Here is a 23,025-nt window from a genome sequence, read left to right as displayed (position 1 = left end):
GACAGATCAGCCGATGGCGACCTGGGCGAGCGCGCCGGTCTCCAGCGCGACCCACAGCGCGCCGTCCGGGCCGAGGGCGATCCCGTGCGGCTCGCAGCCGGGCGTCGGCAGCGGATGCTCGTCGATGCGGCCCTCGGGCGTGATGCGGCCGACGTGCGCGGTGCCCCACTCGGTGAACCACAGCGCCTCGTCCGGGCCGGCGACGATCGCGTGCGGACGGGCCCGCGGGTCGGGCAGCGGGAACTCGGTGACCTTCCCGTCCGTGGTGATCTGGCCGATCTGCCCGGTGCCGATCGCGGCGTACCACAGCGCCCCGTCGGGCCCGGCGGCGATCCCGACCGGCGCGGCGCCCTCGGTCGGCAGGGCGTGCACGGCGAGGTCGCCGTCCGGTGCGATCCGCCCGACGGCGTTGCCCTGGTTGAGGGTGAACCACAGCGCCTCGTCCGGCCCGGCCGTGATCATGGAGGGGAAGGCGCCCCGCACCGGCAGCGGGAACTCGGTGACCTCGCCGTCCGCGGTGATGCGGCAGATCCGGTCGGTGTGCATGAGGGTGAACCACAGCGCGCCGTCCGGTCCGGCGGCGATCCCGCACGGCCCGCCGGGCGGGACCTCGAACTGCGTCACCGCGCCGCCGGTGTCGACCCGGCCGACGCGGTCGCCGCGGAACCCGGTGAACCACAGCGCGCCGTCGGGGCCCGGAACGATGTTCATCGGCCCGGCCTGGACGGGCTCGCCCGGATGGAACTCCGGTTCGCCGCCCGGCGCCATCCGCCCGATCCGTCCCTCGTGCACCAGCGTGAACCACAGGGCCCCGTCGGGACCGGCGGCTATTCCGTAAGGGCCGGCTTCGGGGCCGGTGACGGCGAACTCCCTGATCACGACGTGCGAACCCTGCGGCATGGATGGTCCCCCCTCGTCCCACTTCTTTCCGCGCGGAGCCGAGACTAACGCAACCGAAGTTGCGTTACGATCGGTTCGTGCAGCGGATCGCAGGCATGGGGACGCACCGGTGAGCGCCGGGCCCGGGACCGTCCGGCCCGGCGGCCGCACCGCGCGCGTCCGCGCCGCCGTCCGCGAGGCCACCCTGGCGGAGCTGGCCGAGCGCGGCTACGCCGCCTTCACCGTCGAGGGCGTCGCCGCCCGTTCCGGCGTCCACAAGACCACCCTCTACCGGCGGTGGGCCGACGCCGACGGGCTCATCGCCGACGCCCTCGACCTGGCCTCCGGCGAGCCGTGGCCGGTCCCCGACACCGGCACCCTGGCCGGCGACCTGCGCGCCCTCGCCGAACTCGTCCTGACCGGCTTCACCGATCCGCAGGACGGGCCGGTGGCGCGCGCGTTCGTGCAGGCCGCGGCGCAGAGCCCCGAAGCCGCCCGCGCCCTGCACCGGTTCTTCGCGCGGCGCCACGAGCAGTCCGCCCCCATCGTCGCGCGCGCCGTCGAACGCGGCGAGGCGCCCGCCGGAACCGACCCAGCCGAGGTCGTCCGGCTCGCCGTCGCGCCGCTGTACTACCGGCTGTTCGTCAGCGGCGAGCCGATCGACGAGGCTGCGGCCGCACGAGCGGCCGCGGCGGCCTGCGCAGCCGCCCGCGCCGGCCTTCTGGTGACCTGACCGGCGCGGGCGGATGCGGGCGGCTCAACCGGCCGGGACGAGCCGCCGGATCGTCATCGGCTCGGCGAGGATCTCCGCGAGCACCTGCTCGACGTGCCGGAAGTGCGGCGTGGCGAAGTGCTCCTCCAGCGCGCCGGGACCCGTCCACTCCTCGACCACCACCATCCGGGCCGGCCGGTTCGGGTCGGCGTAGGGGCGGTAGGACAGGCATCCCGGCTCCTCCAGGGACGGCTCGATCATCGCCTCCAGGGCGGTGCGGAGCCGGTCCTCCCGGCCGGGCGCGGCGAGGCACTCGGCGACGACGGTCAGCGACATGGTGCTTCCTCTCTTTTCGGTTGCGCGCGGGCTCAGGGGCGCGCGGGGCCGGCGCCGGCGCCGGACGCGGTGATCGCGGTGGCGATCTCCTCCAGGTCGGCCGGCGTCAGCTCGACCGAGCCGGCGCCGATCCAGCCGTCCACCTGCTCCGCCTTGCGGGCGCCGACGATCGCGCCGGTGACGCCGGGCCACGCCAGCGTCCACGCGATCGCGACCTCCGCGACCGTCACGCCGCGTCGCTCCGCGATCGGGCGCAGCGCGTCCGCCAGCCGCAGGTTCGCCGGGAGCCCGGTGGTGAAGTCGCGGTGGGAGGCGCGCCAGTCGTCGGCGGGCAGCGCGGCGGCCCGTTCGGCCGAGAACGCGCCGGTGAGCAGCCCCGACTGCAGCGGCGAGTAGACGATCACGCCGGTGCCGTGCTCGCGGGCCCAGGCGATCTCCCCGGCCGCCGACCGGTTGATCGCCGAGAACGGCGGCTGGACCGCGTCCACGTGCGCGACCCTCTCGGCGCGCCCCAGCAGGGCGGGGGAGTGGTTGGACAGCCCGATCGCCCGGACCTTCCCCTCGGCCTTCAGGTCCGCCATCACCTGCCAGTACTCCTCCAGCGGCGTCGCGTTCGGCGACACCGCGCCGGACCCGTCGCCGGCGTAGTCCAGCGACTCGCCGGTGTCGGGCCAGTGCACCTGGTACAGGTCGATGCGCTCGACGCCGAGCCGCCGCAGCGAGTCCTCGACCTCGCGGCGCACGCTCGCCGGCTTCATGATGCGGCGCGGCGCGGCCTGCGGGTCGGCGGGGTCCCAGACCAGGCCCGCCTTGGTGAAGACGAAGGGCCGCTCGGCCTCCGGCAGGTCCGCGATGGCCTTGCCGACCAGCTCCTCGGAATGGCCGAGGCCGTAAACCGCGGCGGTGTCGATCCAGTTGACGCCGGAGCGCAGCGCGTGCCGGATCGCCGCGACCGACTCGGCGTCGTCGGTGGCGCCCCAGCCGAACCGCCAGCCCGAGCCCGACACCGCCCAGGAACCGAACCCGACGGTCGTGATGTCCATGCCGGTGCTTCCCAGCGGACGAGTGGTGATCATCGTTCTTCCTCCGGTTGCGGGAGTTCGTGATGATCACTGTCGTCGGCGGGCGCGGCCGTACCCAGTGGCGGCCGCAGCCTAGGCACGGCGTGACCAGCCTCCCGCCGCCGCGGGGAAGGGATAATCGGGGCATGGCACTCGACAGGCGAGCGGAACTCGGGGAGTTCCTGCGCTCACGCCGGGCCCGGCTGAAGCCCGAGGAACTGGGACTGCCCGACTACGGCGGCCGCCGCCGCGTGCCCGGGCTGCGCCGCGAGGAACTGGCCCGGCTCGCCGGCGTCAGCGTCGACCACTACGTCCGGCTGGAGCAGGGCCGCACCCTGCAGTTCTCCGAGGCCGTCCTGGACGCGGTCGCCCGCGCCCTGCGCCTGGACGAGGTCGAACGCGGCCACCTGTACCGCCTGGCCCGCCCCTACACCGAACCCGCGGGGGCGCCCGCGCACGAGTCCCAGCGGGTCCGGCCCGGCCTGCGGCGGCTGCTGGAGTCGACGCCCGACGTGCCCGTCTACGTCGTCGGCCGCTACACCAACGTGCTGGCCTGGAACGACCTGGCCGCCGCGCTGATCACCGACTTCGGCGCGCTGCCGCCCGAGGAGCGCAACTTCGCCCGGCTGGTGTTCCTGGACGAGGGCATGCGCGGCCTGTACGCCGACTGGCGCGCCAAGGCCGCCGACATCGTCGGCTACCTGCGGCTGGACATCGGGCGGCATCCCGGCGACCACGCGGCCGCGGCGCTGGTCGAGGAGCTCTCAGCGGCCAGCCCCGAGTTCCGCGAGATCTGGGCCGAGCACGGCCTGAAGGAGAAGACCTACGGCCGGTACGTCTACCGGCACCCCGCCGTCGGCACCCTCGAACTCGGCTTCGAGACGCTGCGCCTGCCCGACGACCCCGACCAGGCGCTGATCGCCCACACCGTCGAGCAGGACTCCCCGTCGCACGCCGCGCTGCGGCTGCTGGCCACCGCGCACCAGAGCACACCGGTGCGCTGAGCCCCGGCTGAACTGCGCCTGCCGGCGGACGCGCGGGCCCGCACGTCCGCCGGTCCCGGGCCGCGCCTCAGGAGGTGGCGGGCGCCGTCCACTCCTGGTCCTTCCAGGCGGGGTCGAGCGGGGTGTGGGCGATGTGGTTGGTGTAGTTCGACAGCGTCTTCATGCCGATCCCGAGCACGACGTCCAGGACGTGGCGGCGGGTGTACCCGGCGGCCAGGAACGCCTCGACCTGCTCGTCGCCGACCCACCCGCGCTGGTCGACCATTGCGGCGGTGAACACGCGGGCGGCCTCCAAGGCCGGGTCGTCCAGCGCCCGGCCGTCGCGCAGCGCCTCGACGACCTCGGCCGGGACGCGCGACCGCAGCGCGAGCGTGGAATGGGCCGCCACGCAGTACTCGCAGCCGTTCAGCACGCTGACGGTGATCCACACGACGTGCTTGGCGTTCCTGGGCAGCGACGACTTGCCGAACAGCTCTGACAGCGTGTTGTAGCCCGCCAGCAGCTCGGGCGACTCGGCCATCACGCCGTTCAGGGTGGTGACGAACCCCATCCGCTTCTTCGCCGCCTCCAGATGGGGGCGCGCGTCCTCGGGGGCGTCGGTCTCGTCGTACACGGCGAACTCGGTCATCGGTCTCTCCTCATCGGGGGGTCAGGGAGGCGAGCGCGGTTTGCACCGTCGCGTCGAGGTCGGCGGGGGACGCGCCCGCGCGCGACCGCAGGTTCACGCCGTAGGCCAGCAGCGCGAGCGTCTGCGCGGCGCCTTCCACGTCCAGGCCGGGACGCAGCTGCCCGCGCCGGTCGGCGGCCCGCAGGGCTGCGCGCACCGCCGCGCACAGCCCGTCGTGGTGGACGTCCAGGACCTGCTTGACGTCGTCGTCCTCGGCGCCGTCCAGGCTCGCGTGCGCGTTGGACACCATGCAGCCCCAGCGCGCGTACTCGCCCGTGCACCGGGCGGCGATGAGCCCGCCGAAGAAGTCGGCGATCGCGGGCAGGCCCCGCTCGTCCGCGGCGAGCCGGTCGAACACCGGACGCGAATGGCGCTCCACATAGCCGCGCAACGCCGCCAGGTAGAGGTCCCGCTTGCCGCCGAACGTCGCGTACAGGCTGGACCGGCTGAGCCCCGTCTCCGCGACCACCTCAGCGATGCCGGTCGCCGCGGCGCCGCGGCGCCAGAACAGGCGCACCACCTGGTCCAGCACCGCGTCGGGATCGAAGTGCTTGACGTCCGGCATCCCGCTCGCGCCTCCCCGTGCAATCTTGGTACAACCATTCCAAGATTGCACGGGGAGGGCTCCGCGCGCAACCGGCCCCGGATCACCCGCCGTGGCGGCGGGCCTCGACCGCCTGCCGGGCCTCCTCGGCCACCAGGTCGGCGTTGATCTGGGCCCCCGCCAACGCGCCCGCCGCCGCGGCGGCGCCGACCTGGGCGGTCAGGTCGGTGACGTTGCCAGCGACCCACAGCCCGGGCACGTCGGTGCGGCCCAGCGCGTCGGCCGGCACGTGCTCGCCGGCCCCGCTCGGATGCTCGGCCGGCCGTAGCCCGAGGCCCGCCAGGAAGGCCGCGCGGGCGACCATGCGCGGCGCCACCGCCACCGCCTCGCGCGCCACGACCGAGCCGTCGGCCAGCCGCACGCCCACGATCCGGTCGCCGGCGATCTCCAGGGCCGTCACCTTGCCCTCCACCACCGTGACGCCGCGCGCGGCGAGTTGCTCCGCCTGCTCGCCGGAGGGCGGGGGAGCGGTGTGGGCGAAGAAGGTGACATCGGCGCTGAGCTGCCGGAACAGCAGCGCCTGGTGCACCGACATCGGGCCGCTGGACAGCACCCCGATGGCCTGGTCCCGCACTTCCCAGCCGTGGCAGTAGGGGCAGTGCACCACGTCCCGGCCCCAGCGTTCCCGCAGGCCCTGCACGTCCGGCAGCTCGTCGACCAGCCCGGTGGTCACCAGCAGCCGGCGCGCCCGGACGGTCCGCCCGTCGGCCAGCTCGACGGTGAAGCCGTCGGCGTCGCGTGCGGCGCCGGTGACCGTCGCGGTCACCACCTGCCCGCCGTACCCGCGGACCTCGGCCCGCCCGCGCTCCAGCAGCTCGGCCGGTGGCATCCCGTCCCGGGCAAGCAGCCCGTGCACGCCCTCGGCGGGCGCGTTGCGCGGGGAGCCCGCGTCCAGCACCACGACCGACCGCCGCGAGCGCGCGAGCATCAGCGCCCCGTTCAGTCCCGCGGCGCCGCCGCCGATCACCACCGCGTCGTAGCCGTCCCTCAGCCGTTCGGTCATCTCGACCACCTCCGCGGCCACTATGCGGACCCGCCGCCGGGAACCGCAAACCTGTTTGCCGATGTGGCAAACTGGTGGGCATGGACGACGATCTGGACCACGCGCTCGACGCGGTCGGCCCGCACCTGCGCGCCCTGCGCAACCAGCGGGAGATCACGCTGACCGACCTGTCGGCGGCGACGGGCATCTCGGTGAGCACGCTGTCGCGGCTGGAGTCCGGCGCCCGCCGCCCGACCCTCGAACTGCTGCTGCCGCTGGCCAAGGCCTACGGCGTCACCCTCGACGAGCTCGTGGACGCCCCGCCCACCGGCGACCCGCGGATCCACCTGCGCCCCGTCGTCCGCAACGGCATGACCATGCTGCCGCTGACCCGCCGCGCCGGCGGCATCCAGGCCTACAAGCTCGTCATCCCGGCCGGCAGCGACCGCCGCGAACCCGCCCCGCAGACCCACGAGGGCTACGAGTGGCTCTACGTCCTCAACGGACGGCTGCGGGTCATCCTCGGCGAGCACGACCTGCAGCTGTCACCCGGCGAGGCCGCCGAGTTCGACACCCGCCTGCCGCACTGGTTCGGCGCCGTCGACGCCGACCCGGTCGAGTTCCTCGTGCTGTTCGGCAGCCAGGGCGAGCGCGCCCACCTCCGCGCCCGCCCCAAAGCGAAGCAACGCGCCTGACGCCCCGCCCGGCCGCCTAGCCGAGGGCCTTGGCGAGGATGCCGGCGGTCTCGGCGATGGCGGGCTCGTCAGCCGCGCCGTCCTCGCTGAGACGGTTCGTCGTGATCACGATGATCAGCGGCGCGCCGGACGGGGGCCAGGCGATCGCGATGTCGTTGGCGGTGCCGTAGCCGCTCCCGGTGCCGGTCTTGTCGCCGACCGTCCAGTTCTTGGGGAGACCGGCGCGGATGCGGTTGTCACCGGTCAGCGTCTGCTTCATCCAGCCGATCAGGCGGTCGCGGTCGGCGCGGACGAGCGTGTCGCCCACGGTGAGCGAGCGCAGGTCGCCGGCCCAGGCACGCGGCGAGGTGGTGTCGAGGACGGCGCCCGGCTTCCAGAGGTTCAGGTCGGTTTCCCAGCGGTCGTGGCGGGTGACGCGATCGCCGAGCGAGCGGAGGAAGGCGGTGTCGCCTGCCGGCCCGCCGAGCTGCTTGAGCACCAGGTTGCCGGCCGTGTTGTCGCTCTGGGTGATCGCTGCCTTGCAGAGGGCGGACACGGTCATGCCGCTCTTCACGTGCTTCTCGGTGACCGGCGAGTTGGCCACGAGATCGCCCTTGCCGTAATGGATGACCCGATGCATCAGCCCCGGGTCGGACCGGCGCGCCTTCTGCAGAACCCCGCCGCACACCATGGCCTTGAACGTCGACGCGAAGAGAAACCGTTCGTCGGCGCGATAGGCGACGAAGCGTCCGGTCCCGGTGTTCAGCGCGTAGACGCCGATGCGGTCCTTGCGAGACTGCTCCAGCGCGCTCAACTGCTTGCCGACTCTCGCCTGGGACGCGGCGGGCCGCAGGTCGGACTGCCTGCCGAGCGAGGCGACGGCGCTGCGCGAAGCGACGCGCTCACCGCCGCTCCCGTCCGACCCGCACGCGGCGAGACCGGCCAGACCCACGGCGGCGGAAACGGCGATCGCAGTGACCCTGCGGAAATGATGTGAGGTTGCCATACCGCAGAGCAGATCAGGACAGACGCCAATGTGTCCAATACTGATATCTCTGTCAGCTCGATATCGATTCAGATATCAATGCTGATGAAGAGCAGGTTGGGGGCAGCTGGAATCTGCCACCAAGTGATCACGTCTTGCGGATTCGGGGTCACCGCGTGCTCGGCCGTGATCGCCGCACTGTGAACGGCCCGCCAGGCCGCCCGGGCGCGCGTGGGCGACCGTGCTCCTGGCCGGCGGCCTCTACCTGGGCGTGCTGACCGTCGCCGCGTTCACCGACAAGGGACCCGACGCGATGCCGGTCGCCGGGCAGCCCTCCATCCTGACCTCCATGGGCCTGGCCGTCCTGGCCCCCGCCTCCGCCGCCGTCACCGGCCGGCTGCTGCGCGCTCGCGGCGTGGGTGGTGTTCGCCTGCATCATGCTGATCAACACCCTGGTCGCCTCGACCACCTTCCGCCGCGGCGAGTTCGCCCAGCTGCGGCTCGCCGGCGCCGCGCCCGGCCAGGTACTGCGGACGGTCCGCACTGAAAGCCTGGTGATCGTGGCGACCGGCACCGTCCTGGGCGTCCTGGCCGGCGCGGTCACCAGGATGCTGCGCACCCCGGCCGTCGACGCGGTGGCCCCCTGACCGCTCCCTCCCGCGATCCGGCCGACGACCGACCCGAGTCGACGATCAACCAGCTGTCGCAACAAGGACGGGCCCCGGCCGCCGGCCGCGGGCCCGTCCCGATCGGTCAGGCGGGGGTTTCGGCGGTGGCGGTCAGGACCGCGCGGCCGAGGATGTGGCCGGTCATCGTGAAGCCGAGGAGGGCCGGGGTGGCGTCGGCCGGGACGCCGATGGAGTCGACGTCGAGGGCGTGCACCACGACGAAGTAGCGGTGGGGCCCGTGCCCGGCCGGCGGGGCGACGCCGACGAAGCGGGCCAGCCGGGCGTCGTTGGGCAGTTGGAAGGCGCCTTCGGGCAGGCCCGACCCGGTGTCGTCGCCGGCACCCTCGGGCAGCTCGGTGACGGTGGCGGGGATGTCGGCGACCGCCCAGTGCCAGAACCCCGACCCGGTGGGGGCGTCGGGGTCGTAGACGGTGACGGCGTAGCTCTTCGTGCCTTCCGGCGCACCACTCCAGGACAGCTGCGGGGAGACGTCCTTGCCGCCGGGAACGCCGGAGGAGTACTGCTCGGGCGGCCAGGCGGCGCCGTCGGCGACGGTGCGGCTGGTCACGGTGAAGGACGCCGCCTCGGGGAGGCGGGCGAAGGGGTCGTTGGCGGTCATATCGCGTCGTTCCTTTCAGGTCGTGCCGTGAGGGCGGCGGCGGTGCGGGGGGACAGAGAGCCGGCGCGGAGGTGCCGCTGCCGGGGTGCCGTCTCCCGTCCGCCACCAAATCGACCATAACACTAATAATCGATTATCAACCAGATCGTCTATGATGACGGCATGAGCCAGACGATCCACTCCTCGGCCGCGTCGGGGAAGCAGATGCTCTCCGAGCAGGTCCACGCGCACCTGCGGGACGCGATCATGCACGGGGAGCACGCCCCCGGTACCGCCCTCAAACCGCAGGACCTGGCCAAACGGCAGGGTGTCAGCCTGGCCGTCGTGCGCGAGGCGCTGGTGCGGCTGGTCGGCGAGGGCCTCGCCGAGCGGCTGCCCAACCGCGGCTTTGCCGTCCCCGCCTTCTCCGACCGCCGCTGGCAGGAGATCGCCGAGGCTCGCCGGACCATCGAGCCGGTCATCCTGCGCATGTCCATCGAGCGCGGGGACGTCGACTGGGAGGCCCGCGTACGAGCCGCCCAGCACCGGCTGGCCCGCACTCCGACGCACGTGCCGGAGGAAGGCGAGTACTACAGCGACGCATGGGCCGAGGCCCATCGGGTCTTCCACCGCACCCTGCTGGAGGGGTGCGGCAACCCCGTCCTGCTGGAGACGTTCGACCGGCTGTGGACCGCCAGCGAGCTGGCCCGCCGCCTGTCGGCGCTCCGGGCCCCCTACCGCGACGCCGTCGCCGAGCACCGCCGGCTGGAGGAGGTGGCGCTGGCCCGCGACGCCGACACCGCCGCCGAAGTCCTGACCCGGCACCTCACCCTCACCGCGGCCGGGCTGACCGGCTGCCCCGACCACGCAGCCGAGAAAGAAGCCTGATGCTCCTCACCGATTCGGCCCGGCCATTGCCCCTGTCCACCGGCACCGGGGCGTCCGCCCGCACACACTCGCCCGAGCCGACCGCGGGACGCCGCTGCCACGACGCCGTCGCACCCCTGCACTCATGCGTCTACTTCGCCCCGGAAATGCAGGACGAACTCGCGGTGCTCGGGCTGGAACGCGGATCCATGGCGTACTACGCGGGTCGCGCGGCCCCGCTGGGGGCGGTCGACGCGGGAACCGTCACGGCCACGTTCTACAACTTCGACCACGAGCACGTGCGGCGGTACATTCCGGCCGCGTGGCGCATCGCCCCGCCGGAGGCAGTGCTGGCGGCCCGGCTCCGCGGTGCGGATCGAACGTTGCGGCGGCTACTCGGGGCCGAGGTCCTCGCCTCGAAGGAGATGGCCGAGGCGGCCGAGCTGGCGTTGCGCGCCGCCAAGGCCGGCCCCCGGGAGGCGCGGCCGCTGTACTCCGCGAACGCCGACCTCCCCGTGCCCACCGAACCGCACCTGGCCCTGTGGCACGCCGCGACGCTGCTGCGCGAGCACCGCGGCGACGGCCACCTCGCCGCCCTGGCGATCGCCGTCCTGTCCGGACTCGAGGCGCTGGTCCTGCACAACGCCACCGGCAGGGCGCCGACCTCGGCGGTGTTCATGCAGACCCGCGGCTGGTCCGCGGCGCAGTGGGCCGCCGCCCGCGACCGGTTGCGCGAGCGCGGCCTTCTGGACGAGGCGGGAGACCTCACCGACTCGGGCGCGGCCCTGCGCGCCGAGGTCGAGGCGCTCACCGACCGCCTCGACACCGCCCCGTACGACCACCTCGGCCCGGCCGCCACCGCCCGCCTCACCGAGCTGGCCGGCGCCTTCACCACGTCCCTCAGGGCAGCGGGCGCCTTCCCCGCCGCGCTCTTCGGCAAGGGCTGACCGTCCGGGGCGGGATGACCCCGCCAGGCCGGCACCGCACCGTGCCACGGCAGGGTCGCGCGACCGTCCACGAAGAGAGCTCGGTCACGCTTGTCGGCGAGTCGCGGTTTCAATCGTCGCCGGCCAAGGTGAATATTGCGGCCTGGTCACGGACGAAGTCGGCGAAGTCGCGCGGGCGGTTGCCGAGAAGGCCAGCGACCGACACGCGGACCGAGCTCCGAGAGGTCCACCCGCCGAACCCGGATACAGCCACAGCCCGCGCGGCACCAAGACTTGGCGCTGCCGTGAGGGATCAGCCGTTGAAGGCGGCTGGGCCGTCTCCCGCCCCGTGGTCGACGGGTACCGGTCGTACCGCACAGACTGTGACGCTGGCAGCCTCGACCACAATGAGGGCCGGCACCCGCCCTTCGAGCTGATCAAGGCGCGTTTGCCAGGCGGCGGCCGGCCGTTCTGCTGGTGGGCCTGGTGGGCCTGGCGGTCGGCGTGCTGTGGGACGCGCTGCTCGCATTGGTGGCCGTCGTGGGTTGGGCGCTCGGCGGAATCGGGATGGGATCGCCTTCAACGCGGCCACCACCGGCACCATGTGGCGGGCGCCACCTGACCGGCAGGGCGAGGTCAGCGCTGCTCTCCAATTCGCGCAGACGCTCGCGGCCGCCCTGCTCAGCGGCCTCGGCGGCGCGACCATCGCCGCCGTGCACCGGCATGGCGGCGGAACCTCGGCTGGTGCCCACGCCACCTTCATACTTACCGGGCGCCTACACCTCCGAATGAATCGCGCGATGGCGTGGTCGTTCGGCATGTGCGGCACGTCCCGTCGTGGAGTGTCGGCGTGATCCCCGCACGGGCTTACTCGCGTAGTGGATGCCGCCAGCGACGTCCGCCGCAGTGGCGCGTTCGGTGGTGCCAGCCTCCATCGACCCCAATGCTCGGCCGCAACCGGACTATCGCGGCGACGTCCGCGCGGGGTCTCCTCGCGGTCGCGGCATGCAGCAGGGGGCTCGGCGTTGCTGGCGTCCTGGAACCACTGTCCGGCATAGCTCTTCAACAGGGCGGACGGTCACTTGCGGCGACTGCGGGCGCCTGCAGGAGCGCCGACCCGGCTACGCTGCTGTGCCGTGCCGGACACGCGCCTCGACACCGCTCGGATCCGAGCGGCTCGCCGGATGATCGATCCGGTCTTCCTCGACACTCCGCTGTACCGCTGCGAGGCGCTGGAGCCCGATCTCGGGTGCGCGGTGAGCATCAAGCTCGAGACGGCGAATCCCGTCCGCAGCTTCAAGGGCCGCGGCACCGAGGTCGTCGCGAGCCTGCTCGCCGGCAACGGCTCGCGCGCCGCGGTCTGCGCCAGCGCGGGCAACCTCGGCCAAGCCCTCGCCTGGTCCGGCCGCGGCAGAGGGCTCGACGTCACCGTCGTCGCATCCCGATCCGCACCCGCGGCCAAGCTCGACCGTATCCGCGCCCTCGAAGCCAAGTTGGAACTCGTGGACGGCGACTTCGACATGGCCCGCGAGCGGGCCGCGGCTATCGCAAGGCATGACGGCATCCGGCTGGTCGAAGACAGCCTGGACCTCGAGACCTGCGAAGGTGCGGCGACCATTGGCCTGGAACTGGTGGACGCCGCGCCGTCCTTCGACACTGTCCTCATCGCTCTCGGCGGCGGTGCGTTGGCCACCGGCGTGGGCCACGTGGTGAAGGCCTTGGCGCCCGAAGTCGAGGTAATCTGCGTCCAGCCGCTGGGGGCACCGGCGATGACGCACTCGTGGCGCCAGCGGCGCGTCGTCACCACCGACTCGACCGACACCATCGCCGACGGCGTCGCCGGCCGGCGCCCCATCCCGGCCGTCCTGGACGACCTCCTTGTGGTCGCCGACGACGCCGTCCTGGTCGAGGAGGCGTCGATCATCGCCGGCATGCGGATGCTCCTCGACCATGCCGGGCTCGTCGTGGAGCCCTCGGCCGCGCTTGGCATCGCAGCGTTGCTCGAAGACCGCGACCGCTTCGCCGGACGGCACGTGGTCACCATCGTGTGCGGCGGCAACGTCGACATGGACGCCTATCACCGCTGGATCGGCCGCCACTGAGGAACCGACGACGCCTGCGCAAGGTCACTACGTTGCAGCAGGTACTCGGCTATTAGCGACAGCGTCCCGACTCTGCGCGGCATCCGGAAGGCGTCATCGGTCAGGGGCAGATCGGCAGTCGAGGTAGGCGTCCAATGCGGCGGCACCGGTGAGCATGGCGCGGCTGCGGGCCGAGAGACGGGCGTGCCAGTCGCGCAACATCGATTCCAGCGGCGCGACGCCTCCGGCGGAGCGGACCTGGACGATCAGCGGCGCGATCCGCTCCAGCAGGTAACCGCCCCGTCTGAGCTGGTGAACGAGCAGGGCGTCGCGCACATCCGCCGCGCTGTAGACCCGGTAGCCGGTGTGTGGGTCGCGGCGTGGTCGGACCAAGCCCGCGCGTTCCCATTTGCGCAAGGTCGCCGGGTGAATGCCGAGCCTTCTCGCCAGCGTGCCGACGAACATGTCGCCGCGTTCCTGCGGCACGGGATCGAGGTCGTGGAGCGCGGCCTCGACGGCCTGGAGAGTGTGACGGTCGTCGAGAAGCTGGGCGTGACTCTCGTCGACGAGGCGAAGCGCGTCTTCGGTCGCGTCGCGGTTGACCGCCTGCATGATCGACGCCGTCGTCTGATGTCCGTGCCCGGGTACCAGGGCGAGGAAGGCCTGCAATGCATAGGCGTGCAGCGGCGTGTAAGTGCGGTAGCCGTGCGGGCTTCGTTCGGCGTCCGGAAGGATCCCGGCCGCCTCGTAATTCCTGATCGCTTGCGTGGACAGACCATGCGGACGCGCCAGGTCAACCGGCCTGAGTTGACCACCGTTTTGAAAGTTTCGCCGCACTGTCCTGCCGATATCGCGCATAACTTTCACTCGAAGGTTCAACGATAGCGTCAAAGGTATGACTTCCGGTATCAAAGACGCCGCTCATGTCATCGACGCTGCTTCCGTCATGAAGCTGCTTCCAGCCCGGCCACGGCTGCTCGCTCTCGGAGAGCCCACCCATGGGGAGGACGTCCTGCTTGAGGTGCGCAACGAGCTTTTCCGGCAACTCGCCGAACAAGAGGGCTACCGGACGATCGCGATCGAGAGCGACTGTCTGATGGGCCTGGTCGTGGACGACTACGTCACCTCGGGCACGGGCACCCTCGACGAGGTCATGGAGCGCGGCTTCAGCCACGGGTTCGGCGTGTCCGCGGCCAACCGCGACCTGGTGAGCTGGATGCGCGCCTACAACGACGGACGGCCCCCGTCCGAGCGTCTGCGCTTCGCCGGCTTCGACGGCCCGCTGGAGATCACCAGCGCCGCGAGCCCTCGGCAGGCCCTCACCGCACTCCACGCCTACCTCGCCGCCCGGATCGACGCCGGCCTACTTCCCTGTACCGCGGAAACGCTCGACCGCCTGCTCGGCGCCGACGACCGGTGGACGAATCCCGCCGCGATGATGGACCCGTCCCAGTCCGTTGGGCAGACGCCCGAGGCCGAACGGCTGCGGTTGCTCGCCGACGACCTGTCAGCCCTCCTCGACGCGCACACACCCCACCTGATCGCGGCGTCCTCGCGAGACGACTGGGACCGCGCCCAGCTGTACGGCCGCACCGCCCTCGGGTTGCTGCGCTACCACTTCTGGATGGCCGACACCTCACCGAGCCGCATGGCGCGGCTACTGGACCTGCGGGCTTCGATGATGGCCGCCAACCTCCTCGCCATCGCCGAGCGAGGCCCGGCGATGGCCCATGCCAACAACGGGCATCTCCAGCGGCCCAAGAGCACGATGCGGATGGGTGAGCTGCTGCTGGGCTGGTGGAGCGCCGGAGCGATCGTCAGCGCCCGGCTGGGCGAGGGCTACGCCTTCATCGCCACGGCCCTCGGCACGATCCGCCACCGCGGAGTGGAGACCCCGCCCCCGGAGACCATCGAAGGACTCCTGCACGCCCTCCCAGAGGACCGATACATCGTCGACACCCAGCGCCTGGCCGCCGCGCTCGGCGACACAACGCCCGTTCCCCGCGTCTCTCCCTGGTTCGCCTACTCCCCGCTCGACCCAACTCACCTGCCGAGCATCGACGGCATCGTGTTCGTGAAGGACGCCCCCACCGGACCGACGTGGTGGCCCGCCGGGTGACCAATCCGCAGAAGCTCCACCGACACCACGAGCCGCCCCCGGCCGTTCCCAGCGATAACCCCCTGCATGAACGCCGCCGCGGAAGCTGGTCGCCTCCCGCGCCCTGACCGACACCACGGCGGCCCGCCCGCAAACCCGGAGTGCATTTCGGCCGAGCAGACCGGCGCCGCCGTCCTCACACGGTGTGGCAGGGCAACAGGACGAACGCTCTCCTCTTCCAGGTTGTGCTCGGGGGTGACTGGACAATCCACCCCGCGCAGCAGGCACTCGATCACGCCCTAGGCGCCCCAACGCTCCGGGCCCTCACTACTGGCGACGGGTGCGGCCCAACGTCTGCACTCTCACCGCCCGCTTGGGACGCATCCAGCGGGTCCGCCTGCGAAGGCGCTTGCATCGGGTGTCGCGCCATGCCTTGGAGCCACAGTCACAGTTAATGGTCTGCGGCCTGGTCATTGTGCTTTGCCTTGGACGGAGTGGCGGGGGTGGTGGTGCGGTGGCCGGCGAGGATGCGGGTGAGGTCGGTGACGGGGGAGGAGGCGAGCTTGTGGTTGGTGTCGTCGTAGCCGCGGGTGGTGCGGGGGTCGGCGTGGCCGGCCAGGTCCTGCACCTTGGCGAGCGGGACGTCGTTGCCGAGCAGGGTGGTGATGACGGTGCGGCGTCCGCTGTGCGGGCTGAGCCTGGAAGCGGCGGGCAATCCGGCGAGTTTGGCCTGCCGTCGCAGGATGTTGGTGACGTCGCGTTGGGTGAGGCGCTTGTCGCCGGGCTTGGCCGGGTCATAGGGATGCGGGGTGGTCACCAGCAGCGGTCCGGGTGGCGTGATGCCGTCCGGGTGGCGGTCGGCGCGGGTGGCGAGGTAGGCGTCGAGGACGCGGCAGAGTTCGCCGTCCAGGCGTACATAATCGCGGCCTTCGGGTCCCTTGCCTTTGGTGCCGTGCCACAGCACCCGGTACCCGGCTTCGGTGCTCAGGTCGGTGAGGTCTGCGCCGGTGAACGCCGAGACGCGCAGCGCGGTGTAGAACAGCAGCGCGATCACGGCCGCGTCGCGCCAGGCCGCTTCGGTGCCCAGGTCAACGGCGCGGCCCTCCGCGGTGTCGAGCAGCAGCGCGGTCTCGGCCACGCTGAGGGTGGGCGCCTTGTGCGCGGACGCGGCGATCTGCGCGCTGGTCGGCCGCTTGACCAGCAGCGTCGGGTTGCGGTCGGTGACGTCGTTGGACTGCAGGTAGGTGTACCACGACGAGACGGCCGCCAGCCGCCGCGCCCGGGTCGCAGCGCTCGGCGGGCGTGACCGATCGCCGACGGTGACGGTCATGGACGCCGACCAGTCGTCGATGTCCGCGCGACGCGCCGCCCGCGGGTCCAGCCCGGTGCGGGCGCAGTAGTCCAGCCAGCCGGCCAGGTCCCGGTAGTAGGCGCGGCGGGTCGCGTCGCTGCTCTGGCTGCGCAGCCAGGCGGCGGTCAGCACCCGCAGACCGTAACGGTCGCCCGGATCGTCGGGCGGCAGCGCGGGCAACAGTGTGACGGCCTGCCCGATCGGATCCAGCGCCAGCCCGGAGGCCGCCGGCATCGCCTCTGGAGCCGACGCCGTCGACGTAGGCGGTGCCGATGCCTGCGCGGGCAACAGCGTCGTGGCTTCCAACGGGGCATCCGGAACGGGCGGCGGTTGCACGGTCATGCGCGCACGACCTTCGTGCGCGGTGTGACGACACCGGCTGAAATGGTGCCTCCACCAGGCGATTCGGCGCTTTGAGTCACAGCCGTTGGAGCCTGCGCCGTGGGCCGTGCCGGAGCGCGTAGAGGGCCGCCGTCCACCGCCGCCTCCGCGGCTCCCACATCGCCACCTGCCCGCCGGACGCTGCGCTCCAGGCCGATCGCGCGCCGTCCGCCACCGTTGATCATGCCCACCAGGATAACCGTCATTATCCCGGAGCCTAAACGTTCTCCGCATTAAGCGTTTCGCGTGTCGCGCTAATCGTTAACCATGTCGCGTAGCGAAAAGATGGCTAGGATGGCGCGGGTGACCAGCGAGACGAGCAGCGAGACGAGCAGCGACACCGGCGAGTCCACGAATGCCGCAGCGGCCGCCCAGCCGGCCAGCGAGCCGGGCGTCATCCCGTCCGTGCCCTCACAGGCGTCAACGGGCACGAGCGCGACCGCTTCGGCAGGCTCCTCCGCAGTTGGCGGAGCATCGGCGCAGCGAGGTGACCTGGTAGGCGGTGTGGCCGAGCCGCCAGCAGTGCCTACCGCCGATCCGGCAGTCGATGCTGATGCTGAACGCGTCGGACAGGCGGAAGAAGGAGTACCGCGGGCGGCGGGGGAGTGCGCACTGGCCGGATGTTTCGAGCCGCTTCCGGTGCGCGGCCGCGGCCGTCCCCCCAAGTACTGCAGCAAGGCTCACGCCGACCAGGCCAGCCGGGACCGGCGCGCCGCCGACGCCGCCGCGGTCGACGAACCGCTCCACCAGGCCGAAGCGCTCGCCCAGCAGGTGCCGGCGGCCATCAACGCTCTGCAGGACCAGCTGACCGAACTGAAGGACTTCCTCACCAAGGCCCAGGATGGAGCCCTGTCCCGGGTCCGGCGCGCTGAGGCCGAGGCGACCGCGGCCGGACAGGCCGAGGCCGACGCCGAGGCCCGCGCCCTCGCCGCCGACAAGGCGCGCGAGGAAGCGGTCACCGCCGCCGAGGCCGCCCGCGCCGCTCAACGGGCGGCCGAGCAGGCCGCGGCCCGCGACCGCGCAGCCCTAGAGCAGGTCCGCGCCGACACCGCCGAGGCGATAGCCGCGCACCAGAGCGCCCGCGACGCCGCCCGGGAGGCCCGGGCTGCCGCTGAAGCCGCCCGCGACGCCAAGGCCGCTGAGCTCCGCGACGCCAGGAACGCCCACGAACAAGAACGCGTCCGGTTCGAGGCGACCGCCCGCGCCCAGGCCAACCACGTGCAGACCCTCCAGAACGAGCTGGCCGAAAGCACGGCAGCACTGGCGACCTTGCGGGAGGCGCTCGCCGCCGCCCACGGCGAGGCCCGCACCCAGCAGTCCAAGGCGGAGGCCGCCGAGCAGGCACGCGACGACGCGGTACGGCACGGACGCGAAGCCGCCGCTCGCGTCGAGGCACTGGAACGTCGCCTGCAAGACCTTCAGACCACCACCGAACAGGCCACCCAGCAGCTGGCCACCGCGCAAAGCGCGCTCGCCTCTCGCGAGGCCCTCTGCGACCGACTCCAGACCGACCTGGCTGCCGCCCGCGCCGAGGCAGCAGAGCAACGCGAACGCGCCGCGCGCGCCGAAGTCTCAGCGGAGCAGGCCCTCCGCGCTGCCTCAGCCGACCAGCACAGCCGCAAGGATCACGATCCAGACGCTTCCGCTGAACCCCCGAGTACGAGTTAAAGCGCCTTCTTGGCTCTTCAGCGGTTCAGAAGGCGCGCCCGATGTCGGCGATCACGAAGGCCTCGGGCCCTACCGGCCATGCGCCCTGACGCATGCGAAAGTTCGCAACGGGCAAGCCGCGCCTGCGGGCGACATGAGCGAGTTCCAGATGTCCGACGGAGGGGACGAACGGCCACCAGCCATCAGCGCACGACATGCTGGGAATGGTGCGCCAATTACCTTGGCTACATCGGTGCTCCGTACAACGGCAGAATCCGGGCTGCGAGAACGAGGGCTTCTCGGACGTGGCAAGCATTAAGTGTGCTGAGCTGAATGAGTCTTGCGTTTGTGCAACTGCGGCTCAATGGAGTCAGTACGGTCCTATCCGTGCTGTCTCCCCGTTGCCGTCTTGGGGTCCGAGCGAAGCCGTCCGATGAGTTCCGGAGGTCCGCCTGGTCTGTATGCGCGAACCTGCTGGGAGGAAAACTCGAGGAGGAGTCGCCATGCAGATCAACAAGGTGCTGGCTGGAGTGGCCGTGTCGGACCTCCCACGTGCCCAGCGCTGGTACGAGATGTTCTTCGGCCGTCCCGTCGACGCTGAGCCCATGGCCGGCCTGGCGGAGTGGCACACCCCTGGCGGTGTCGTGCAGCTCATTGCCGACTCGCGGCGCGCCGGTGGGTCGCTGATCACCCTCTGGGTCCCCGATGCCCGGCAGGCTCTGGCCCATCTGGCCGAACGAGGTGGACCAAAGATCGACCTCGATACCACCACGTCCGACAACGTCTTGTTCGCCCAGGTCACCGACCCCGACGGCAACGCGATCACCGTTGTCGAGGTGCGCGAGGGTGTACAGCTCTGAACCGCTGAGGTCGGCCCGGAACTGCGTGCACTCCTCGGCAGTGGTGCCCCGGAGCTTTCAGTCTTAGCCAGCCGTCGAGAGCATGCGCGACATCGCCTCAGGGCTTTCCAGCTCCATCCTGCTGACCGCCAGCGCAATACCGTCGGCGCTACTGCGGTGGTGATTCACGCCTTGAGGAGTTTGGCGTCGACGACGGTGGGGCGGGCGCGGTGGCGGGCAGGCACTCGGGGGTGTCTTGGGCCATGAGTTCGCGGAGGATGTTGGCCAGGGCGGCGAACGCCTGGGATATCAGCCGTCCGCCAATGGCAGGCGGTCGTGCGAGGAGGCGAAGCTGGTCTCCTGCTTGTGCGGGTCGCTGGCCATGGTGATCTGCAGGGCTTGGTGAGCAGGATGAACACGGCCGCGTTCTGGGCGTCAGTACCAGGTGATCGTCCAGGTGAAGGTGCCGGAATCGGTCGACAGGCCTACCGGTAGGCCCTCGGCCTTGACCGTCGGGGGCCCGGTGCCGCCCGGCACCGGGCACTGGTCGAGTTGGCCCTCCACCTTCGTGGAACTGGGCGAAGTAGTTGCCATGGTTCGGGTGGACGATGCCGTACATTTCCGTGAGCGAGGCACCACCGCGTCGCTGTCCACGAAAACCGCCATTGTCGTGCCCATCCGTGATGCCTCCCATACCCGCCCGGCATGCGCGAGTGACGGCGTTCACTCCGGTGGCCTACTCAAGTGCGGGCCGGCTCGCGGCTTCTGTGCGGCGGCGTGCGGTGAGGGCGGCGAACCAGCTCAAGGCTTCGGGGTCGTCGACCGAGTCGATGTTGCATGCTCGTTCGGGCGGAACTCCTTGGGCGATGCGCTTTATGGGTACTTCGAGTTTCTTGCCGGTGAAGGTGTGCGGGATGGCGGGAGCGGCCAGGACCTCGTCGGGGACGTGGCGAGGGGAGGCGTGTTCCCGGACGGCCGAGCGGATCCGGGCGGTGAGGTGGTCGTCGAGCGTCGCGCCGTCGGCCAGGTGCACGAACAGCGGCATCCAGTAGCCGCCGTCGGGTTGTTCGACGCCGATCACCAGGGCTTCAGTCACTTCGGGGAGTGCTTCGACCGCCTGGTAGATGTCCGCGCTGCCCATGCGGACGCCGTTGCGGTTGAGCGTGGAGTCGGAGCGGCCGTGGATGATCGCGGTGCCGCGGCTGGTGATCGTCAGCCAGTCGCCGTGCCGCCACACTCCGGGATAGTGGGCGAAATAGGCCTCGCGGTAGCGGCGGCCGTCGGTGTCGCCCCAGATGCGCAGGGGCATGGACGGCATGGGGGAGCGGATGACGAGTTCGCCGATCTCGCCGATGACGGCATGTCCGGCTTCGTTCCAGGCTTCGACATGGCAGCCCAGCGAGCGGCAGGACATCTCGCCCTCGTACACCGGGAGCCAGGGCGCGCCGCCGACAAGGGTGGCGGCGAAGTCGGTGCCGCCGCTGAACGCCCGCAGTTGCACCGCCGGGCCGAACTCCTCGGCGACCCAGCGGTAGGAGCGTGCGGGGACCGGGGATCCGGTCACTCCGACGCTGCGCAGCGCGGACAGGTCGTGTTCCGTGGCCGGGTGCACACCCGCCTTCTCGCACGCCAGGAGGTATCCGGGGCTCACTCCCAGGCTGTTGAGCCGCTGGTCGGCGGCGAGCTGCCAGAGCCGGCCGATCGACGGGTGCATCGGGTTGCCGTCGTACAGGACGGCGGTCACGCCGGACAGCAGGCCGTTGACGGTCGCATTCCACATGATCCATGAGGTGGAGGTGTAGGACATCGAGCGGTCGCCGGGATGCACGTCGGACTGCAGGCCCGACTGTGCCCGTGCGCTGATCAGGATGCCGCCGTGTCCGTGCACCAGGCCTTTGGGCAGGCCGGTGGTGCCGGAGGAGTAGACGATCCAGAGGGGATGGTCGAACGGGACCGGGACGGGCCGCGGCGTGCAGGGTTCGGTGAGGAGGTCGGCCCATTGCGTGCCGGTGGACGGCAGTCCGGCCACGGGCACGGTGACGACATGCCGCAAGGTGGGCAGGCTCGCCGCCATGCCGGCGACGACCGGACGCCGGTCGTGCAGCCGCCCGCCGAACCGGTAGCCGTCGGCTGCGATCAGCAGGACGGGTTCGAGTTGGGCGAAGCGGGCGACGGCACCGTCCCGGCCGATCTCCGGTCCGCACGCCGACCAGACGGCGCCGATGGAGGCGGCGGCGAGGAACGCCACGACGGCGGCGGGCACGTTCGGGAGGTAGCCGACGACCCGGTCGCCCTGGCCCACCCCCATCCGCTGCATCGCGGACGCCACCGCGCCGACCTGCGCGACGAGTTCTCCCCACGTCAGCCGGCTTTCGGTGCCGTCTTCGCGCACCGAAATCAGTGCGGATTCGTGCTCGCGTCCGGTGGCCTGCCGAAGGATGTGGTCGACGTAGTTGAGCCGCGCTCCGGGGAACCAGACCGCGCCGGGCATGCTCCGCTCGGCCAGGACGGCGGAGTAGGCGGTGTCGGGGGCGATCTCGAAGAAGTCCCAGACCTCGGCCCAGAACTCCTCCAAGTGCTCGACCGACCAGCGCCACAGCGACTCGTAGTCGGACACGTCCGCGCCGTGCCGTTCGGCGACCCGCCGGGCGAACGCGGTCAGCCGGGTCGCCTCGATCTGCTCGGGCGAGGGAGTCCACAGTGTTCTGCTGCTCATCGCCTGTCCTCCGGGGCGTCTAGAGGGGGATCGGGGCGGGTCCGGAAGTGATCCTGCCGGTGATCGCGCCGAGTTGCTCGATCTGCAGTGTCACCACATCGCCCGGTTCGAGCCAGGGGTACCGGTCCGCGCCGTGCAGCCGGGACAGTTCGAGGATGCAGCCGGTGCCGACGGTGCCGCTGGCGATGAGGTCTCCCGGGCGCAGGGTGGTGCCGCGGGAGGCGTACGCCAGCATCTGCGGGAACGACCAGTGGATGTCGGCCCAGCTTCCGCCGCCGTGGCGCTCGCCGTTGACCGACGCCGTCATCGCGAGGTCGTAGCCCCGTCCGCTGCGGAACTCGGCCAGTTCGTCCGGCGTGACCAGCGCCGGTCCGGTGCTGGTCACCCCGTCCTTTCCCTTCGCCGGGCCCAGCCCCAGCTTCATCTCCTCGCCCTGGAGGTCGCGGGCGCTCCAGTCGCAGAAGAGCATGTAACCGGCGATGTGCTCCTCGGCCTGCTCGGGTGACAGGTTCGATCCGGCCCGGCCGACCACGGCGCAGATCTCCAGCTCGTAGTCGAAGGCCGTTGAGCCGGGGGAGATCTCGATCTCCTCGTCGGGGCCCGTGATGGCCGCGGGGTTGGTGAAGTAGAAGGTCGGCTGCTCGTACCACAGCGGATCCGGGCCCTCGGAGTTCGCGGAATTGACGACATGGGCCTCGAAGGACATGAAGTCGCGGACGGACGGAGGGGCCGGGACGGGCGCCCGGAGCCGCACCGAGTCCGCGGGCACCACCTCGCGGGGATCGCGGCGTGCCCGTTCGGCCGCGGCGGCCAGGCCCTCACCGGTCAGCAGGTCGAACACGGAGCCGGGGTCGCGGAGGCCGAGGACGCGGTCCCCGTCGAGCAGTCCGGGGTGATCGGCTCCGTCGGCCGACCGGTAGGTGACCCAGCGCAACAGCGATGCCTTTCG

23 protein-coding genes are annotated in these 23,025 nt (G+C 71.8%); 10 read left to right on the top strand and 13 right to left on the bottom strand.

Annotation, left to right across the window (positions count from 1 at the left end; genetic code table 11):
* Window positions 1-6: 6 nt before the first annotated feature.
* The gene (locus tag QP089_RS00350) at window positions 7-900 is read right to left on the bottom strand and encodes a Vgb family protein (RefSeq protein ID WP_285909060.1); all 894 of its coding nucleotides are present in this window, start codon (window positions 898-900) and stop codon (window positions 7-9) included.
* Between the two features lie 109 nt (window positions 901-1,009).
* Here QP089_RS00350 and QP089_RS00345 point away from each other — a divergent pair, with 109 nt between their 5' ends.
* The gene (locus tag QP089_RS00345) at window positions 1,010-1,612 is read left to right on the top strand and encodes a TetR/AcrR family transcriptional regulator (protein ID WP_285909059.1); all 603 of its coding nucleotides are present in this window, start codon (window positions 1,010-1,012) and stop codon (window positions 1,610-1,612) included.
* Between the two features lie 24 nt (window positions 1,613-1,636).
* Here QP089_RS00345 and QP089_RS00340 read toward each other — a convergent pair whose 3' ends face one another.
* A complete protein-coding gene (locus QP089_RS00340; protein WP_285909058.1) occupies window positions 1,637-1,927 on the bottom strand; it encodes a putative quinol monooxygenase in 291 nt (96 codons plus the stop codon).
* Window positions 1,928-1,959: 32 nt separating this feature from the next.
* A complete protein-coding gene (locus QP089_RS00335) occupies window positions 1,960-3,003 on the bottom strand; it encodes an aldo/keto reductase (protein ID WP_285909057.1) in 1,044 nt (347 codons plus the stop codon).
* A gap of 131 nt (window positions 3,004-3,134) precedes the next feature.
* Here QP089_RS00335 and QP089_RS00330 point away from each other — a divergent pair, with 131 nt between their 5' ends.
* Window positions 3,135-3,992 (top strand): helix-turn-helix transcriptional regulator, encoded by an 858-nt coding sequence (locus tag QP089_RS00330; protein WP_285909056.1) that lies wholly within the window; start codon window positions 3,135-3,137, stop codon window positions 3,990-3,992.
* Window positions 3,993-4,059: 67 nt separating this feature from the next.
* Here the strand turns inward: QP089_RS00330 and QP089_RS00325 are convergent, their stop codons facing one another.
* The 3 genes from QP089_RS00325 to QP089_RS00315 all read right to left on the bottom strand — a co-directional run bounded on the left by QP089_RS00325 (window position 4,060) and on the right by QP089_RS00315 (window position 6,266).
* On the bottom strand, window positions 4,060-4,620 hold the full coding sequence (locus QP089_RS00325) for a carboxymuconolactone decarboxylase family protein (RefSeq protein WP_285909055.1): 561 nt from the start codon (window positions 4,618-4,620) through the stop codon (window positions 4,060-4,062).
* A gap of 10 nt (window positions 4,621-4,630) precedes the next feature.
* The gene (locus QP089_RS00320; protein WP_285909054.1) at window positions 4,631-5,224 is read right to left on the bottom strand and encodes a TetR/AcrR family transcriptional regulator; all 594 of its coding nucleotides are present in this window, start codon (window positions 5,222-5,224) and stop codon (window positions 4,631-4,633) included.
* An 82-nt stretch (window positions 5,225-5,306) separates the two neighbouring features.
* Entirely contained in the window at window positions 5,307-6,266 is a 960-nt protein-coding gene (locus tag QP089_RS00315) for an NAD(P)/FAD-dependent oxidoreductase (RefSeq protein ID WP_285909053.1), read from the bottom strand.
* 80 nt (window positions 6,267-6,346) lie between these two features.
* Here QP089_RS00315 and QP089_RS00310 point away from each other — a divergent pair, with 80 nt between their 5' ends.
* A complete protein-coding gene (locus QP089_RS00310; protein WP_285909052.1) occupies window positions 6,347-6,940 on the top strand; it encodes a helix-turn-helix domain-containing protein in 594 nt (197 codons plus the stop codon).
* A gap of 16 nt (window positions 6,941-6,956) precedes the next feature.
* Here the strand turns inward: QP089_RS00310 and bla are convergent, their stop codons facing one another.
* Window positions 6,957-7,733 carry a class A beta-lactamase gene (gene bla / locus QP089_RS00305; protein ID WP_285909051.1) on the bottom strand — a complete coding sequence of 259 codons (777 nt, stop codon included), beginning with the start codon at window positions 7,731-7,733 and terminating at the stop codon, window positions 6,957-6,959.
* 590 nt (window positions 7,734-8,323) lie between these two features.
* On the opposite strand from bla, the gene QP089_RS00300 reads away from it, so the two are divergent.
* Window positions 8,324-8,551, top strand: coding sequence for an FtsX-like permease family protein (locus QP089_RS00300; RefSeq protein WP_353070320.1), 228 nt, complete (start codon window positions 8,324-8,326; stop codon window positions 8,549-8,551).
* A gap of 106 nt (window positions 8,552-8,657) precedes the next feature.
* On the opposite strand, the gene QP089_RS00295 is transcribed toward QP089_RS00300, so the two are convergent.
* Window positions 8,658-9,191, bottom strand: coding sequence for a YbhB/YbcL family Raf kinase inhibitor-like protein (locus tag QP089_RS00295; protein WP_285909049.1), 534 nt, complete (start codon window positions 9,189-9,191; stop codon window positions 8,658-8,660).
* Between the two features lie 162 nt (window positions 9,192-9,353).
* Between QP089_RS00295 and QP089_RS00290 the strand changes: the two genes are divergently transcribed.
* From QP089_RS00290 to QP089_RS00280, 3 genes are all read left to right on the top strand, one after another.
* Window positions 9,354-10,058 carry a GntR family transcriptional regulator gene (locus QP089_RS00290; protein ID WP_285909048.1) on the top strand — a complete coding sequence of 235 codons (705 nt, stop codon included), beginning with the start codon at window positions 9,354-9,356 and terminating at the stop codon, window positions 10,056-10,058.
* Entirely contained in the window at window positions 10,058-10,984 is a 927-nt protein-coding gene (locus QP089_RS00285; RefSeq protein ID WP_285909047.1) for an SCO6745 family protein, read from the top strand. The genes QP089_RS00290 and QP089_RS00285 overlap by 1 nt, the downstream gene beginning before the upstream one ends.
* A 1,115-nt stretch (window positions 10,985-12,099) precedes the next feature.
* Window positions 12,100-13,065 carry a threonine ammonia-lyase gene (locus QP089_RS00280; protein WP_285909046.1) on the top strand — a complete coding sequence of 322 codons (966 nt, stop codon included), beginning with the start codon at window positions 12,100-12,102 and terminating at the stop codon, window positions 13,063-13,065.
* Between the two features lie 93 nt (window positions 13,066-13,158).
* Here the strand turns inward: QP089_RS00280 and QP089_RS00275 are convergent, their stop codons facing one another.
* Entirely contained in the window at window positions 13,159-13,902 is a 744-nt protein-coding gene (locus tag QP089_RS00275) for a TioE family transcriptional regulator (protein ID WP_285909045.1), read from the bottom strand.
* A 37-nt stretch (window positions 13,903-13,939) separates the two neighbouring features.
* Here QP089_RS00275 and QP089_RS00270 point away from each other — a divergent pair, with 37 nt between their 5' ends.
* Window positions 13,940-15,163 (top strand): erythromycin esterase family protein, encoded by a 1,224-nt coding sequence (locus QP089_RS00270; RefSeq protein WP_285909044.1) that lies wholly within the window; start codon window positions 13,940-13,942, stop codon window positions 15,161-15,163.
* A gap of 430 nt (window positions 15,164-15,593) precedes the next feature.
* Here the strand turns inward: QP089_RS00270 and QP089_RS00265 are convergent, their stop codons facing one another.
* Window positions 15,594-16,727 (bottom strand): tyrosine-type recombinase/integrase, encoded by a 1,134-nt coding sequence (locus QP089_RS00265; protein ID WP_285909043.1) that lies wholly within the window; start codon window positions 16,725-16,727, stop codon window positions 15,594-15,596.
* Between the two features lie 450 nt (window positions 16,728-17,177).
* Here QP089_RS00265 and QP089_RS00260 point away from each other — a divergent pair, with 450 nt between their 5' ends.
* Both QP089_RS00260 and QP089_RS00255 read left to right on the top strand, forming a co-directional pair.
* Window positions 17,178-18,542 carry a hypothetical protein gene (locus QP089_RS00260; RefSeq protein WP_285909042.1) on the top strand — a complete coding sequence of 455 codons (1,365 nt, stop codon included), beginning with the start codon at window positions 17,178-17,180 and terminating at the stop codon, window positions 18,540-18,542.
* Window positions 18,543-19,024: 482 nt separating this feature from the next.
* The gene (locus QP089_RS00255; protein ID WP_285909041.1) at window positions 19,025-19,381 is read left to right on the top strand and encodes a VOC family protein; all 357 of its coding nucleotides are present in this window, start codon (window positions 19,025-19,027) and stop codon (window positions 19,379-19,381) included.
* 414 nt (window positions 19,382-19,795) lie between these two features.
* Here QP089_RS00255 and QP089_RS00250 read toward each other — a convergent pair whose 3' ends face one another.
* The 3 genes from QP089_RS00250 to QP089_RS00240 all read right to left on the bottom strand — a co-directional run bounded on the left by QP089_RS00250 (window position 19,796) and on the right by QP089_RS00240 (window position 23,010).
* Entirely contained in the window at window positions 19,796-19,954 is a 159-nt protein-coding gene (locus QP089_RS00250) for a hypothetical protein (RefSeq protein ID WP_285909040.1), read from the bottom strand.
* 142 nt (window positions 19,955-20,096) lie between these two features.
* The gene (locus QP089_RS00245; protein ID WP_285909039.1) at window positions 20,097-22,076 is read right to left on the bottom strand and encodes an acetoacetate--CoA ligase; all 1,980 of its coding nucleotides are present in this window, start codon (window positions 22,074-22,076) and stop codon (window positions 20,097-20,099) included.
* Between the two features lie 19 nt (window positions 22,077-22,095).
* Window positions 22,096-23,010, bottom strand: coding sequence for a fumarylacetoacetate hydrolase family protein (locus QP089_RS00240; protein WP_285909038.1), 915 nt, complete (start codon window positions 23,008-23,010; stop codon window positions 22,096-22,098).
* Between the last annotated feature and the right edge of the window lie 15 nt (window positions 23,011-23,025).

Source organism: Actinomadura opuntiae, assembly GCF_030283205.1.
Classification (GTDB): Bacteria; Actinomycetota; Actinomycetes; order Streptosporangiales; family Streptosporangiaceae; genus Spirillospora.
This window is presented reverse-complemented; position numbering and strand designations above follow the sequence as displayed.